At 42.7% G+C, this 15,113-nt stretch carries 11 protein-coding genes; 3 read left to right on the top strand and 8 right to left on the bottom strand.

Features of this window, described 5'->3' with window-relative positions:
• Nucleotides 1-182: 182 nt before the first annotated feature.
• Entirely contained in the window at nt 183-668 is a 486-nt protein-coding gene (locus tag P8629_RS06230) for a YajQ family cyclic di-GMP-binding protein (protein WP_278165265.1), read from the bottom strand.
• 176 nt (nt 669-844) lie between these two features.
• Between P8629_RS06230 and P8629_RS06225 the strand changes: the two genes are divergently transcribed.
• Entirely contained in the window at nt 845-2,035 is a 1,191-nt protein-coding gene (locus P8629_RS06225; RefSeq protein WP_278165264.1) for an aminotransferase class I/II-fold pyridoxal phosphate-dependent enzyme, read from the top strand.
• Here P8629_RS06225 and P8629_RS06220 read toward each other — a convergent pair.
• The 3 genes from P8629_RS06220 to dut form a co-directional block, all read right to left on the bottom strand.
• Nucleotides 2,030-2,848, bottom strand: coding sequence for an HDOD domain-containing protein (locus tag P8629_RS06220; protein WP_278165263.1), 819 nt, complete (start codon nt 2,846-2,848; stop codon nt 2,030-2,032). The genes P8629_RS06225 and P8629_RS06220 overlap by 6 nt on opposite strands.
• 117 nt (nt 2,849-2,965) lie before the next feature.
• On the bottom strand, nt 2,966-4,351 hold the full coding sequence (locus P8629_RS06215) for a phosphomannomutase/phosphoglucomutase (RefSeq protein WP_278165262.1): 1,386 nt from the start codon (nt 4,349-4,351) through the stop codon (nt 2,966-2,968).
• Nucleotides 4,352-4,422: 71 nt separating this feature from the next.
• Complete coding sequence (gene dut / locus P8629_RS06210; RefSeq protein WP_442908692.1) at nt 4,423-4,884, bottom strand: dUTP diphosphatase; 462 nt, start codon at nt 4,882-4,884, stop codon at nt 4,423-4,425.
• Nucleotides 4,885-5,034: 150 nt separating this feature from the next.
• On the opposite strand from dut, the gene P8629_RS06205 reads away from it, so the two are divergent.
• Together P8629_RS06205 and P8629_RS06200 are read left to right on the top strand one after the other, a co-directional pair.
• Entirely contained in the window at nt 5,035-5,751 is a 717-nt protein-coding gene (locus P8629_RS06205) for a ZIP family metal transporter (RefSeq protein WP_278165261.1), read from the top strand.
• A 166-nt stretch (nt 5,752-5,917) separates the two neighbouring features.
• The gene (locus P8629_RS06200; protein WP_278165260.1) at nt 5,918-7,240 is read left to right on the top strand and encodes an APC family permease; all 1,323 of its coding nucleotides are present in this window, start codon (nt 5,918-5,920) and stop codon (nt 7,238-7,240) included.
• Between the two features lie 149 nt (nt 7,241-7,389).
• Here P8629_RS06200 and betT read toward each other — a convergent pair whose 3' ends face one another.
• The 4 genes from betT to P8629_RS06180 all read right to left on the bottom strand — a co-directional run bounded on the left by betT (nt 7,390) and on the right by P8629_RS06180 (nt 15,096).
• Entirely contained in the window at nt 7,390-9,372 is a 1,983-nt protein-coding gene (gene betT / locus P8629_RS06195; RefSeq protein WP_278165259.1) for a choline BCCT transporter BetT, read from the bottom strand.
• Between the two features lie 65 nt (nt 9,373-9,437).
• Nucleotides 9,438-10,529 (bottom strand): hypothetical protein, encoded by a 1,092-nt coding sequence (locus P8629_RS06190; protein ID WP_278165258.1) that lies wholly within the window; start codon nt 10,527-10,529, stop codon nt 9,438-9,440.
• A 98-nt stretch (nt 10,530-10,627) separates the two neighbouring features.
• Nucleotides 10,628-11,692 (bottom strand): HD domain-containing phosphohydrolase, encoded by a 1,065-nt coding sequence (locus P8629_RS06185; RefSeq protein WP_278165257.1) that lies wholly within the window; start codon nt 11,690-11,692, stop codon nt 10,628-10,630.
• Nucleotides 11,689-15,096: a PAS domain-containing protein gene (locus tag P8629_RS06180; RefSeq protein ID WP_278165256.1), complete on the bottom strand. Its 3,408-nt coding sequence runs from the start codon at nt 15,094-15,096 to the stop codon at nt 11,689-11,691. Before P8629_RS06180 ends, P8629_RS06185 begins: the two co-directional genes overlap by 4 nt.
• Nucleotides 15,097-15,113 lie beyond the last annotated feature (17 nt).

Genomic DNA, 15,113 nt, shown 5'->3' with positions numbered 1-15,113 from the left:
AGCGAACTTGTACGAGGTCGTAGAATCACACTTTCATTTCTGGTCGATGAACGGTGACGGCTTATTAGCCTAGTCGAATTGCTTTGGCAATTTCTTTTCTATTGTTTAGAGTGCTTCATTCTTGGTGGAAGCTTAAATAGGGTATCGACCAGTAAGACATTTTATTGAGTCAATCAGGCAGATTAATCTCTAAAGTTATTAAACTGTAATGGCATTTCAAGATCTTCCATTCCTTTCAATAACTGCATCACGGCTTGTAAGTCATCCCGTTTTTTACCCGTCACACGAATCGAGTCTTCCTGCTTTGCCGCTTGCACTTTGAGCTTTGATTCTTTAATGGTTTTAATGATTTTTTTAGCCAGAGGCGCATCTAACCCTTCTTTCATCTCAACCACTTGTTTTGAGGTTTTTAACTGAATATCAGGATCATTAATTTCCATACATTTCACATCAATCCCACGGCGATTGGCTTTCTCAATCAGAATATTTAGCATTTGCTGTAATTGAAATTCCGACTCGGTTTTTAATGTTACTTTAGATTCTTTTAGCTCAAAACTAGAATCAGTTCCTTTAAAATCATAACGCGTTGTCACTTCTTTATTTGCTTGGTCAACAGCATTGGTTAACTCATGTTGGTCTAATTCTGAAACAATATCAAATGAAGGCATATCTTCTCCTAAAATGACCAGGCCTGGCTGCTTTTCAGCCTTATAAGCCTATCTAAAATAAAGCGTTATTTTAACATTCCCTTGTCATTCTCAGTTGCTATTTTTAAGTGTGAATAAAGATAGCCGTCTGGAAAGGCATGGTAGGATAAGCTATCTTATCGATTTGAAGAACTCTTATGACCGACTTTACGACCAGCATTTCAGACCAGGCTAAAACCCTCCAACCGTTCCGGGTGATGAAAATTTTAGGCGAAGCCAAAGCGCTTGAACAGGCCGGCCGAGACATTATTCACATGGAAATTGGTGAGCCGGATTTCGAATCCCTTGAAAGTGTACACACCGCGGTTAAAAATGCTTTAGACCAAGGGAAAACGCATTACACTCCCACGTTAGGATTACCTGAACTCCGTCAAAAACTCAGTGCGTTTTATGCCAGTTTCTACCATGCCAAAGTAAAAAGCGAAAACATCATGCTGACACCAGGGTCATCATCAGCATTACAGTTAGCATTGACCGCCCTTCTCAATCCAGAAGATAAGGTACTCATGTCAGACCCAACCTATCCCTGCAATCGTCAATTTGTTCAGCTGTTGCATGGTCAGCTAGTACTGCTGCCAGTCGACGCTGACAGTAACTATCAATTGACTCTGTCACATCTCCAAACTCACTGGCAAGAAGGCATCAAAGTCGTCATGGTTGCCAGCCCGGCAAACCCAAGTGGTACCGTGATTGAACAAGATGAGCTTATCAAAATGGCAAAGTTTGCAGCAACGAAAAATGCTTATTTCTTAGTCGATGAAATTTATCAAGGGTTGGTTTACGAACGTCCACCTGAATCAATTTTAAGCCATTCCTCACTCCCTGAAAATGTGATTGTCATTAACTCTTTTTCTAAGTTTTTTAATATGACCGGATGGCGTTTAGGCTGGTTGGTGGCGCCTTCTCATTTAATGTCGGTACTGGAACGACTGGGGCAAAACTTGTTTCTTTCTGCGCCAACACCATCGCAATATGGTGCTTTAAGAGTATTGGATTCAGATGCTTTAACACTGCTGGAAGAACGTCGAAAAATATTTGAAAATCGGCGCAACACTCTGTTTCAAGCCATGGAAAAAGCCGGCATTGCACCTAGCATTTTGCCTCAAGGAGCCTTTTATCTCTATTGGGATGTTTCAAACTATACAGATGATTCGGAACAGTTCTGTTCAAGATTACTGGCAGAAACGGGAGTGGCTTTAACGCCGGGAACAGACTTCGGTACTTACAAAGCCAACCGCCATGTTCGATTGGCATATACAACCACAGAAGATCAATTAAAAAAGGCGGTTCAGAAAATCAGCGCCTTTATCGAAACGTCGACTTTATGATGAACTGATTAAAACACGGCGCAATTGATTCACGACAGCGGCTTCCAGCATCAATTCTTCTTGCCCTTCTGCCATATAATCACGCGCTTCTTCTGTCATGTAGGCACCATAAGAAACTTCATTAACAACCACATTCGCAACTTTCAACATGGCAATCATACCGCGAACTTTATCTTTGCCGACATTGTTTTCAGGAATATGGTGCAACATAATCGCGTTCAGCATTTCTACCGAAAGCTTCCATTTTTGTCCTAATAAAATACCAATATCGGCATGACTTGCTCCATAGTCATCAATTTCTTTTTGAACACCTGAAACAGGATGCGTATTTAAACGTGAAAACATTTTGTCATAATTGTCGGCATCTTTGGTCGCCAACAACAAACTCCCTCCATTATGGAAAAGCCCTAACAAATAAGCTTCATCGCGTGAAATATCAGCAATGTATTCTGACAGTTCGGCGCAACAAAATGCCACATCTTTCGAATGCTCGATAATGCCTTCAACTTCATGGGTGTTAAACAGATTCTTAATGGCTGCCGAGATTACCAGGTTTCTTAAATTAACATAGCCGAGTACATCAACCGACTCACGAATCGATTTCACCGGCGTCTTAAGCTTCATGACAGGCGAGTTTACGATTCGCAATACTTCACCTGATAACTTCGTATTACTTTCAATAATATCTGTTATGGCTTGATTATTGGGAAATTTACTACTCAGAGCTGCATCTAACTCCATGATTTCTTTTGGTAAGTCTGGGATTTTTACCCCTTGTATCGCTTTTAAACCCGCTCTTAATCGCTCTTGCATTATCGTTTGATTCACTTTAATTGAAATGAGTAACTGTATTCTAATCAGCAACCCTTTATTTCACAATAAAAAACTCCGTAAACTCACTAACATTATTAGATGTTAATACACTCCCTATTAAAAAGGCAGTAACAGAGTCGGATCCACTTTTAACATCAGGGTTTTAAATTGCTGTTGAATACGCTGTAACGCTTGTGGCGTTTCCCCTTCAAACCGTAGCACAATAACCGGTGACGTATTTGAAGGGCGAATAAGCCCCCAGCCATCTTTAAAATCGGCACGAATACCGTCCAGATCAAATATTTCTGCCTCGGGGAAATCGGCAACGGCTTCAATTTTTTTCATAAAAGCATAGTGTTCACCTTCCGCAAAAGGGATATCGATTTCAGGCGTGTTATAGGCATCTGGCAATTGAGCAAATAACTCCGAGGTTTTCAGCGTTTGTCCTGCTACAATTTCCGACATCCGCGCAGCAGTATAAATGCCATCATCAAAGCCATACCAACGTTCTTTAAAAAACATATGCCCTGACACTTCCCCTCCCAAAGCAGCACCCGACTCTCGCATCTTCGCTTTCATAAAAGAATGTCCGGTTTTCCACATTGTAGGCTTGCCGCCAGCTTCATGAATTAATTTCGGCAGCAAGGCAGTGCATTTAATGTCATACAAGATTTCCGCCCCTGGCTGTCGACTCAGAATATCTCGAGCAAACAACATCATTTGCCGATCAGGATAAAGTGCAACCCCTTGGTCATCAACCACACCACAACGATCGCCATCTCCATCAAAAGCAAACCCAATATCAGCTTGCGTCTCAATCACCTTCTGAGAGAGATCTTCCAGATTCTTGAGCTTAGCTGGATCGGGGTGATGATTGGGAAAGTGTCCATCTACCTCACAAAACAACTCAATAACATCACAGCCTAGTCGACGAAAAATTTCAGGTGCATAAGCCCCGGCAATGCCATTGCCTGCATCCATCACCACTTTCAAAGGACGTGACAAGTGTATATTTGAAACAATGCTTTGTTGGTAAGCGGGAGCAATATCGTATTGTGAATAATTACCCGAGCTGACATCGTTCACGAAATCACGCTGTTGAATACGCTTTAGAAGGGCTTGAATATAATCCCCATACAACGTCAGACCATTAACCACCATCTTAATGCCGTTATAGTTTGGAGGGTTATGCGACCCCGTTATCACAACACAAGAACTGACATTCGGTAAGGTTTCTGCAGCAAAATACACCATTGAGGTGGTTACTTGCCCTAAATCCATTACATTGACACCGACAGAAGTCAGTCCTTTCGTCATTGCCTTTGAAAAACGGTCTCCCGATAACCGACCATCTCGTCCTAAAACGATCTCTTTCTCGTTTTGACGAACCAGCTCTGAGCCTAACGATTTTCCAATCAGCTCAACCGTTTCTTCACTGAAAGCTTGATCGACAATGCCACGAATATCGTAGGTTCTGAAAATACTAGGCTCAACGTGTGACATTCATTTACCTGACTAGTTATAAGAGTTGTGTATTGATTTTAATTGACAGACATTACAGAAAAATGATTATTTTAATGACTTCCAGTGTGACCGAAACCACCTTCACCTCGTTCTGTCGCATCGCCAAACTCTTCCACCTGAGTAAAAACAGGTTGAAGAACAGGAACAATCACCATTTGGGCGATTCGTTCACCGACAGCAACTTTATAAGCTTGCTCACTTCGATTCCAGCAAGAAACCATTAACGGCCCTTGATAGTCGGAATCGATTAACCCCACCAAATTTCCCAATACAATACCGTGCTTATGCCCTAACCCAGAACGAGGCAACAACATGGCCGCTAACCCGGGATCATCCAAGTGAATCGCCATCCCGGTTGGAATCAGAACGGTTTGTCCTGGTTCAATGACCATATCGGTTTCAATACAGGCCCTTAAGTCTAATCCGGCTGACCCTTTTGTACCATAATGCGGCATCTCAATTTCATTCCCTAAACGAGCGTCTAGAATTTTATATTGCACTTGCATCGTCATGTTTTTTGTTCCTCTTTCTTTTAATCAGGCTATTTTACAATAAAAAGGGGGTCTTCCTTAGATAGGGATTAAATAAAAAATAACAATTTTTGCTTACTTCCCAGATTTAAATTACGATAACAATTCATCCTTTTTAAGCAAGTGGCCTTTGTGACTGAAATTACTCAAATTATTCTCTATACCTTGTTTGCTGGTGCTTGTATTCCCCTCGGCGGTCTGCTGGGATATTTCGAAAAAATTCGACCGCAATGGTTAGAAAACGAGCTTCGCCATGCGGTTATTGCGTTCGGTGGAGGTATCTTGGTGGCCGCTGTTGCATTAGTCTTATTGCCGGAAGGTAAGCGTTACGTTAACCAAGATTTTTGGAGTGTTGGACTCTTTTTACTAGGGGGCATTTTTTTCTTTTTGATGGAGCGATACTTAGGTACCAAGCGCCGAGAAAAACCCCAGCTTACCGCGATGCTATTAGACTACCTGCCAGAGTCACTTGCTCTGGGTGGGGCTTTTGCAATCGGCGCCGCTTCCGCACCTTTACTGGCTTTATTTATTGGGCTGCAAAACTTACCTGAAGGCTTCAATGCTTATCGTGAACTTGTTGCCAAGCCCGGTACCAGTAAAAAACAGATTCTAGGTTTTATGGCGATTTTGGCATTACTTGGTCCGATCATTGCCGTCATCGGTTGGTATTATTTAAGTAGCAATACGTTATTACTGGGCGCAGTGATGCTGTTTGCCTCAGGCGGTATCTTGTATCTAATTTTTCAGGATATTGCTCCGCAAGCTAAGATGAATCGTCATTGGGCACCCCCTATGGGTGCCATTCTTGGCTTTTGCTTCGGTATGTTGGGTCAGGCTTTTTGGCATTAAATCGCATCAATACACACGGGCTTTTTTTCACATAGACTTTACTCGAAAACCCTCTTGGCTTAGGATGGGCTTATCGACATCCCGGTTTTAATAAGCTCTCTGACTGAATGCATACGCAACCACCTTTATTTTAGAACCGTCACGACATTTCAAAAAAGAGGATTTTATGGAACACTCTCAGATGAAATCAACGCATTACCAATCCAATAGTTTAACCTTAACCGGTGCTGTCGCCATGGGGACGGGGGTTATGATTGGGGCAGGTATTTTTGCGCTAACCGGACAAGTAGCCGAGCTGGCAAAAAGCTGGTTTCCACTTGCCTTTCTTGCCGCCGCCATTGTGGCTGGGTTCAGTGCTTATTCTTATGTCAAAATGTCGAATGCCTATCCTTCTGCAGGTGGGATTGCGATGTTCCTCAAAAAAGCCTATGGCAAAACCGTCATGACGGGTGCGGGTGCATTATTAATGTATTTTTCAATGGTTATTAATGAAAGTTTGGTCGCCAGAACCTTTGGCACCTACACCATGGAATTATTTGACGCTGAGCAATACCCAGATTGGATAATTCCGGCCTTAGGGGTTGGGCTATTGCTCATTGCTTTTTTCATCAATATCTTAAGCAACCGATTTATTGAACGTTTTTCTTTTTTTATGGCGTTCATCAAAATTGCAGGCCTGGTTGTTTTTGCATTAGCCGGCTTATGGGTTTCTGGTTTGTCTTTTGAAAGCATTTCGGCCACCCCTCCTGCAGCCTCCAGCAGTGCAGATTTTTTGGGTGCAGTCGCTTTGGCGGTATTGGCTTATAAAGGGTTTACCACCATCACCAATAGTGGCGGGGAAATTGAAAACCCTCATCAAAATGTCGGTAGAGCCATTATTATTTCGATTTCACTTTGTCTAACTTTGTATATGTTGGTGACCTTTGCGATTGGTGCCAACCTGAGCATTGAAGAAATCGTACAAGCCAAAGATTATGCTTTGGCAGAGGCGGCTAGACCTGCTTTTGGTGGTGCAGGGTTATGGTTTACCGTTATTTTCGCAATCACCGCAACCGTTTCGGGTGTCATTGCCAGTGTCTTTGCGGTGAGCCGAATGCTGGCCATGCTGACAGAAATGAAATTGGTTCCCCATCGCCACTTTGGCATGCCGGGTGATCTTCAAAAGCACACCTTGGTTTACACTATTGTTATTGCGATGCTACTCACGATATTTTTTGATCTAAGTCGTATTGCAGCATTAGGCGCAATCTTTTATATCATCATGGACATCGCTATTCATTGGGGGGTATTTCGCTATCTTCGTGAGGAAGTAAACGCCAATGCCGCCATTTTAATAACGGCGATCATTTTAGACATCGTCATTCTCATCGCATTGATTGCGGTTAAAGCTCAAACCGACCCCTTTGTTATCTACGCCGCTCTAATAGGGTTAGGGTTGATTTTTGTCGGAGAAAGGCTCTTTTTAACCCATCAACGCAAGGCCACATAAAATTGGCCAGGCCTGGCTGTTTTTAGTTTCTAGAGTGGTCTAAAGACTCCTTATTATGGTCAAATAAGATTCTTCTTAATCAACCTCTAGGCATAAAAAACCCGTTATTAAACGGGCTTTTTTATTGTCATACATTAAACGAGGTGAGGTTAACGCAACACATGCAAGAAATGCATATGCTTATGATAATGGTCAATAATGTCATGAATAATAGCCTGCTTTGACCACCCCATCACATCATAATCCTGCCCACCTTCTCGTAAATGAATTTCAGCACGGTAATAACGCGCCGATTCATCCATCTCATCGATTGCGGTTTCAACTTGAGTAAATTCCGGTTTCAAATGTGAACGACTGCGAATTTCATAAATGAAATCAGCTTCTTCACCATGACGAACGATTAAACGGACACGGTCATTGTCCTTTTCATTTTCGACCAAAGCATCCAAGTCCTGTGCTTTAAGCTCTTCAGCGACTTCTTCACAAGCGGGCCTTGCCACACTCTGAATATAGCGGCTTACCACCGATTTGGTCGGATAATCGACAATATTATGTAATCGTTCTTTCCAGTTACCATCCGAGGTAGAAGGTGGTGTTGGCGCCACATTCATCTGCAAGCTGTCCCGTTTGGCGATATCAACCCTTAACGCCATAATCAAACCATAAGTGGCAATTAATAAAACAATGGAAAATGGTAACGCACTGGCGATTGTCAATGTCTGTAATGCACCCAATCCTCCGGCAAGCAACAGAATGGCAGCAATCAAGCCAACACCGATGACCCAATAAAGTCTTTGCCAGATTGGCGTATCATCTCGACCATTGGAGCACAACATATTCACCACCAGCGCACCGGAATCAGCAGACGTAACAAAGAAAATGATCACCATTAATATCGCAATAAACGACAACACAGAACCAAACGGAAACTGATCCAAGAAAGCAAACAAAGCGATGGCGACATCATTCGATACCGCATTCCCCAAACTTGCCAATCCACCATTCAAAATCATATCGATGGCCGAATTCCCAAAGAAGGTAAACCACATCATACTGAAGCCAACCGGTACAAACAGCACCCCTGTCACAAATTCTCGAATACTTCGACCTCGCGAAACACGCGCAATAAACAGACCAACAAAAGGTGCCCAGGCTAGCCACCATGCCCAATAAAAAATCGTCCACCCCCCAATCCAGTCCGTTTTTTCATAGGCGAATAAATTAAACGTCACGCGAACAATGTCTGACAAATAATTCCCCGCATTCTGAATCAACGCTTGCATCAAGAAAATGGTTGAGCCTAAAAACAACACCAACAGCATTAAAATAACAGCCAAACTCATATTCAACTCAGATAAACGACGAATCCCTTTATCCAGCCCTGTCACCACGGAAACTGCCGCAAGAGCGGTCACGGCTGCGATCAGGATGACTTGGGTCACAACCCCGACAGGCACTTCAAACAAATAGTTTAACCCGGTGTTCATTTGCAGAACACCATACCCTAATGAGGTCGCAATCCCGAATACCGTCCCGATAACAGCAAATACATCCACTGCGTGTCCTATCGGCCCATAAATACGCTCACCAATCAAAGGATATAAGGCCGAACGCATCGTTAACGGCAACCCATGGCGATAACTAAAGAACGCTAAAATCAATGCCACAATCGCATAAATGGCCCACGCATGCAGCCCCCAATGGAAAAAGGTAATTTTCATGGCCTGACGAGCGGCATCGACGGTTTGAGGGTCTCCAACAGGCGGCGCAAGAAAGTGCATCACCGGCTCTGCAACCCCAAAAAACATGAGACCGATCCCCATACCTGCAGAAAACAGCATTGAAAACCAGGTGATTTTAGAATAGTCGGGTGAGGCATGGTCCGGACCCAATTTAATATTCCCATAACGGGACAGCCCCAGAAATACCACGGTAAGTAGAATAATGGCGACTGTCAGCACATAAAACCAACTGCCATTATCAACAATCACGTTTTGGAGGTGACTGAAATTACCATCTGCTTGCTCGGGAAAGATCGCCGCATAGAGCAACAATAAAATAACCAGGCCTGAGGCGGTAAAAAAAACAGGGGGGTTCAGTCTTGCGGGTTCTGAAGTAGGAGATTGATTCATCCGTGAGACCTCATCGTAATGTTCGATTGTAAAAAAGGGGGTTACTGTCAATATGAAAACGGTGACTAGAAGTAAAAGTCCATTGTTAGATACAGCGCATTGAAATCGCCTTTACCGACCGTACCATTCCGATCAATATAACCGTCTTGCGTCAAATACTCTGCATAAATCCAACCCGGACCATAATTATATTTAATGCCGGGCGCATAAGCGGCGACAAGATTGGCATCATTGCCCTTGGTTTGAGGATCAGCCCAAGAAGCATCCAAATAATACGTCCAATTCCCACTGGAACGCCCGACTTCAAAGGCATAACGTGTATTTTCAACCTTACGTTCCAACCCGTTGCTGGTTGCATAATTTTCAGGTAAATTACGTTGCGCTTGAATAACTTCCCCGTTTAAGAAAGTCTTTCCAAATGTTCCTTTATAGTAAACAACTAAAGCAGAATGATCCCCATCAACTTTACTACCATCATTACTATTCGTATAACTGAAGTCTTGTAGCTTTCCAGCCTGTAAGGCCGCCCCAACGGTGTGATTCTTCGTTAAGTTAACATCAAGATTTCCCACCCAGGTTTGAACCTTTCGATAGGTGGTTGAAGATCCCCAATGTCGATTATCATCCATGGTATCGGTACTGGTTTTCCCCCAATCATCTTGATGATAGTAAGCCACATCATAGTGGAGATTAGTGGCTTTACCTTGCAGCTTAAGACCTACATCCATTTGATCGCCATAACCACCTTGCAACATATCACCAGGCCAGAAGTTATAAGTCTTCCAGCCAAAGGGCACTTGGCTTTTCCCGACAATCAACTTATAAGAATCATTGAAGTCAAATCCCACCCAGGCTTTATGCATCCCTGATTGGTCACCAGTTGAGTTGTTATCAGGGTCGGTAAAGCTGCCCGGCCCCATTCGCCATTCTGCGGAGTAAGACCAATTGCCTTGCCCTTCATCGGCTTGACCATCAGCATACAGAATTAAGGCTTCATCCCCAATGGTGCCGTTATTGGGTTCGTTCGCACCGGAATGAAACGACTGGTTATAGTTAAACCAAACACCCCCGGCCAATTGATTGGAAGCTTGGGCTTGCGAAAAAATAAACGGAATAGATAAAAATGTGGACAAAGATAAAGAAGATAATCGCATCATGGCTCTCCTTAACGAAATATGAATTTAAATCAGTTTAACAACTGTACTGCCGACGATGCAAGGAGAACTAAACAATAAAACAAATTAGGAAACAATTATTAACCACTTGTTTTATCAGAATATTTTTTCTTAATTTTAATAATTTCTGGCAGTACAGCGAGAAAACAATCCACTAACTCAGGGTCAAAATGTTTATTTTTTTCAGACTGAATCAAATGCACCGCTTTTTCAACAGGCCAAGCTTCTTTATAAGGGCGTTCGGACGTTAACGCATCAAAAACATCTGCTATGGCAACGATGCGCCCTGAGACAGGGATATCTTTTCCAGACAATCCTTTGGGGTAGCCTTTGCCATCATATTTTTCATGATGTGTTAATGCAATCTCATAAGCCGTCCTTAAGACATCGGAATCATGGCCTTCCAAAATCTCGCCCCCTATTTCAACATGACGCTGCATTTCCAAATACTCTTCATTTGAAAGTTTGCCAGGCTTCATCATAATCGTGTCTGAAATACCAATCTTACCGACATCATGCATCGGAGAGGCAATTCGAATCATGTGCGCTTCTTTTTTATCCAAGCCCGCTTTAAGTGCGATCAACTCTGAAAAGTAACTAACGCGTTTGACGTGATTGCCTGTTTCATTATCTCGATATTCTGCGGCGCGTCCCAACCGATAAATAATTTCATGATGCGCATCTTCTAATGCTTGCGTACGCTCTTGTACTTTTTGTTCAAGCAGTCGATTTTGTTCTTTCAACATCATTTTCATTTGCCAGTTTTGAAGCTGAATTTCAATCCGTTTGAGTAACTCGTGACGATTAAAAGGTTTCATCACATAATCACTGGCACCACTTTTTAACGCTCTGAGACGATTCTCTTGATCATTCTGCGCCGTTAACATCACAACAGGCGGGATATCCTGGTCTTGATAATGTTGTTTAATCATCGCCAAAGCAGCAAATCCATCCAAGATAGGCATATTGATATCTAACAAAATCAGATCAATGGTTTGAGATTCCAGAACGGTGCTTAACTGGAGTGGATTATTCAAGAGTTCAATATTTTCATAACCTTCCAGTGTCAAAAGATCCATGACAAGATCCAAATTGACTTGCTGGTCATCTAACACCAAAACCCGAGCATCATAGAGTTGTGTCATGATTTTCTTGACTCCTGTACCTTATGAATCAACACTTGTATTGCTTTTTCGTCCAAAGGAGATGAAAGCTTGCCATCAACCCCCTCCACATCAGGATGATTGATTGTCACAAAATAAGCCTTTTTTTCTTTAAAAGCGGACAGCTGCTTTAGATTAGAGACCGCCGTCTGTGCAGTTTCCTTTGTCAAACTCATCCCCACAAAAACCATATCGGGCTTCAGGGTTTGAGCCATGCTCATTCCAAGCTCTAAATCAGGCGCCACCTTCAGTTCCATCAACTCTCCAATTTTACCCAATCTAGCCATAACATGCATATTTTGAGGCTGATTATCGATCAACAACACTTTCATCAAAGCATCTGACTCAACATTCTGTTCAACGGGCTTATCTTGCTGAAAATTGTCTTGCGTGATGTTGAATAACGGAAAGTCTACCCAGAAACAGGCCCCTCTATTCTCTTCACTGGAAAAGCCAATTTCACCTCCCATCAGAAAGACTAACTGTTGCGTAATATTCAAACCAATACCCGTGCCTTCTATGGGAGACGATTCATGCCCTAACCGATCATACGAATTAAATACATTAGCCTGTTTATCTTTTGGAATACCACATCCTGTATCCGAAACTAAGATACGAATGTGATCTCCAGCAATTAACTCGGCAGACAAAGTCACTTTGCCTTTTGGCTGATTATATTTAATCGCATTCGATAAAAAGTTCAACATCACCTGTTTAAACTTAATTTCATCCGCGTAAATATGATAATTAAAATCTTCCCAGTCCGGCCTTTCCAACTCCACCGAATATTTTTGCGCCATTGGGTCAACCGTCGACAGACAATAATGAACCGTGTCCTCCAAGCTCACATCGGCCATCTTAAGTTCCACTTCCCCTTGTTCAATTTTTGACAATTCTAAAAGTTGATTAATCAAAGCCAATAAATGATGACCACTTTCAGAAATATGGTCCACTTGATGCTGTTCCTTTTCCGGCAAGTTCGCCATACTTAATAAATCAGAAAACCCAATGATTGAATTTAATGGCGTCCGCAATTCATGGCTCATACTCGATAAAAATTCCGATTTGGCTTTATCGGCTTTTTCCGCTCGATCAAGTGCTTGAATCAAATTTTCTTCCGCCTCTTTTCGACGGGTAATATCTTGAACCACCCCAAGCATATTCGTTGGATTGCCGTCTTGATCTCGAACGGTATCACCCAACTCCTGCATCCATCGCACAGAACCATCTTGCCAGATCACTCGATGCTCTATATCGTATTCGGTTCCGTGTTCAATACAGTTTGTCACTGCTTCAATGACTTTCTGGCGATCCTCGGGGTGCACGGCATTCAAAAAGCTATCATAACTGGTTTCCAGCTCTGCTTGCTCTCCCCCAAATAATGGGCTGATACGCTCAGACCAAAAAAGCTCATTGGTTTTAATATTCCAATCCCAGGTTCCAATATTTGCAAAGCGCTGGCTTACATTCAGTCTTTGTTCGCTCTTTTTTAGCGCTGCTTCCGCTTCTTTTAAATCGGTAATATCTTGAACCGTTCCCGACATTCGTACCAATTTTCCATCCTGACGATGCCCTTGGCCCAGTTCATGTACGTAACGTATCTCACCATCTGGTCGAACAATACGATGAACCACGTTATGAATCCCTGTAATGCCCGCTTCACGCTCACTGTCCTCAACCAGTTCAACATCCTCTGGATGGATCGCTTTTTTAAAGGCTTCCACACTGGGTGAAAAGTGCGCTTTATCAAACCCGAAAATCTCATAAATAGTATCTGACCATTCCAGCGCGCCCGTTATCAAATCCGCTTCCCAATGGCCTAAATTTGCCAGGTTTTGAGCTTCAGTCAACTTACGCTCGGTTTGCTTTAAATGCGTTACATCGGTTCGAATGGAAATGTACTTTTGCGGGTATCCATGGGAGTCTAAAATTGGCAAAATACTCGATTCAACCCAATAGAGAGTACCGTTTTTGGCACGATTACAAATTTCACCCGTCCAAGCGTGACCAGCCGAAATGGTTTGCCACATTTCTTTGAAAAAGGTTTTTGAATGAATGCCTGAATTGACTTTTCGATGATCCTGTCCGAGCAGTTCATCACGTGAATAGCCACTGATTCGGCAAAACGTATCATTAACTTCAATAATACGCCCGTGTTTATCGGTCACCGATACAATGTTATGGAAATCTAGCCCGGTTTTAAAGTCGGCTGTTTTTTGAAGTGCATCGTCGGTTGCAGACGATAAAAACACAACATCTCGCTGATGCGCCAGACGCGCCAACACCTCAGCACAGGCTTCGTCCACCGTTTGCAATTTTGAAACCGCAATGTCGGCTTCAAAATGCGCTAAACGGTTAAATCGTCTTAAACGCTCTGGAATGGTTTGATAATTAAGCACCATTAAACGTTTTGCATTCGGAAGCTGTCGAATGGCGGTACTTAACGCCTGGACATCAAACTCGTCTTCTTCAGCGTCCATCATCACCAAATCAGGGGAGACTTGCTGCAAGTTTTCCAGAACCGTCACACTATCGCCGACATGACGCATGTCCACGCCAAACGCTTGTAAACGAGCACAAAGTTCTTCACTCCGTTCTGACACCCCGACAAAAAGCACCTTGAAAGGCTTGCAGACGGGTAATGCCCGATGATAGAGGTGATAAAAATAACGACGAAAATAAAAGGCTTCATCCGGCCAAATAAAAAGGTTCTCAACACCTTGAGATGCCAAATTTAATCGACTGGCGAGACTTTCTTCTGGCAAAAGATAAATAGCCTGATCGACTGAAAAAACCAGCGACGTTAAAGAGTGAATACAAGCGACTGTTTGTTGCTCTTCTTCGGTTAACCGAAACACTAAAATATCATCGCTTTTTAAACGTTTAAGTGCGTCTAACGAAGAGAACACGCGATAACGCAAAAACAATTCAGACGTGTTTTGTAAAACGGTTTCAATCTCTTCGGGTTCAATGCCATAGAAACAGATACGAGGGGAAAGGAGCGCACTTGGCTGAGTATTTTTATCCTCAAAGATAGTCTCTTTCAACGCTTCTAGCGAAGCAATAAAGTCTGCTTTTTCAGCAAGAGACAGTAATGCCTTGGGACGCCAAATGAGACTTTCTAATTGTTTGAGAATTTTTGAAAAAGAGGCCGAGCCGTAAGACCTAGACACATAGGACAAGGATTCAAGAACGTAATAAAACGGTTGAAGATCTGAACCAAATGTTGTCTTAACATTTAAACTACGAATCTCTGACAATAGGTTGTCTAAATGATTAGATAACTTATTAATAAAATCATTTTTTAGGTCTGGCGTTATGGGTTCAGGCTTCATTCTGGCAACTCTAGTGGCTGGCTTCACCAGTCGTTTTAGGTTTTTTACCAAGTATTATACACCTAAAT

It is taken from the genome of Hydrogenovibrio sp. 3SP14C1 (genome assembly GCF_029625905.1).
Taxonomy (GTDB): Bacteria; Pseudomonadota; Gammaproteobacteria; order Thiomicrospirales; family Thiomicrospiraceae; genus Hydrogenovibrio.
The sequence above is the reverse complement of the archived record's forward strand: the minus strand, read 5'-3'. Positions and strand labels throughout refer to the sequence as shown.

Coding starts and splice junctions, on each gene's coding strand:
- P8629_RS06230 (WP_278165265.1), bottom strand. CDS start 668: ATGCCTTCATTTGATATTGTTTCAGAATTAGACCAACATGAGTTAACC.
- P8629_RS06225 (WP_278165264.1), top strand. CDS start 845: ATGACCGACTTTACGACCAGCATTTCAGACCAGGCTAAAACCCTCCAA.
- P8629_RS06220 (WP_278165263.1), bottom strand. CDS start 2,848: ATGCAAGAGCGATTAAGAGCGGGTTTAAAAGCGATACAAGGGGTAAAA.
- P8629_RS06215 (WP_278165262.1), bottom strand. CDS start 4,351: ATGTCACACGTTGAGCCTAGTATTTTCAGAACCTACGATATTCGTGGC.
- dut (WP_442908692.1), bottom strand. CDS start 4,884: ATGACGATGCAAGTGCAATATAAAATTCTAGACGCTCGTTTAGGGAAT.
- P8629_RS06200 (WP_278165260.1), top strand. CDS start 5,918: ATGGAACACTCTCAGATGAAATCAACGCATTACCAATCCAATAGTTTA.
- betT (WP_278165259.1), bottom strand. CDS start 9,372: ATGAATCAATCTCCTACTTCAGAACCCGCAAGACTGAACCCCCCTGTT.
- P8629_RS06190 (WP_278165258.1), bottom strand. CDS start 10,529: ATGATGCGATTATCTTCTTTATCTTTGTCCACATTTTTATCTATTCCG.
- P8629_RS06185 (WP_278165257.1), bottom strand. CDS start 11,692: ATGACACAACTCTATGATGCTCGGGTTTTGGTGTTAGATGACCAGCAA.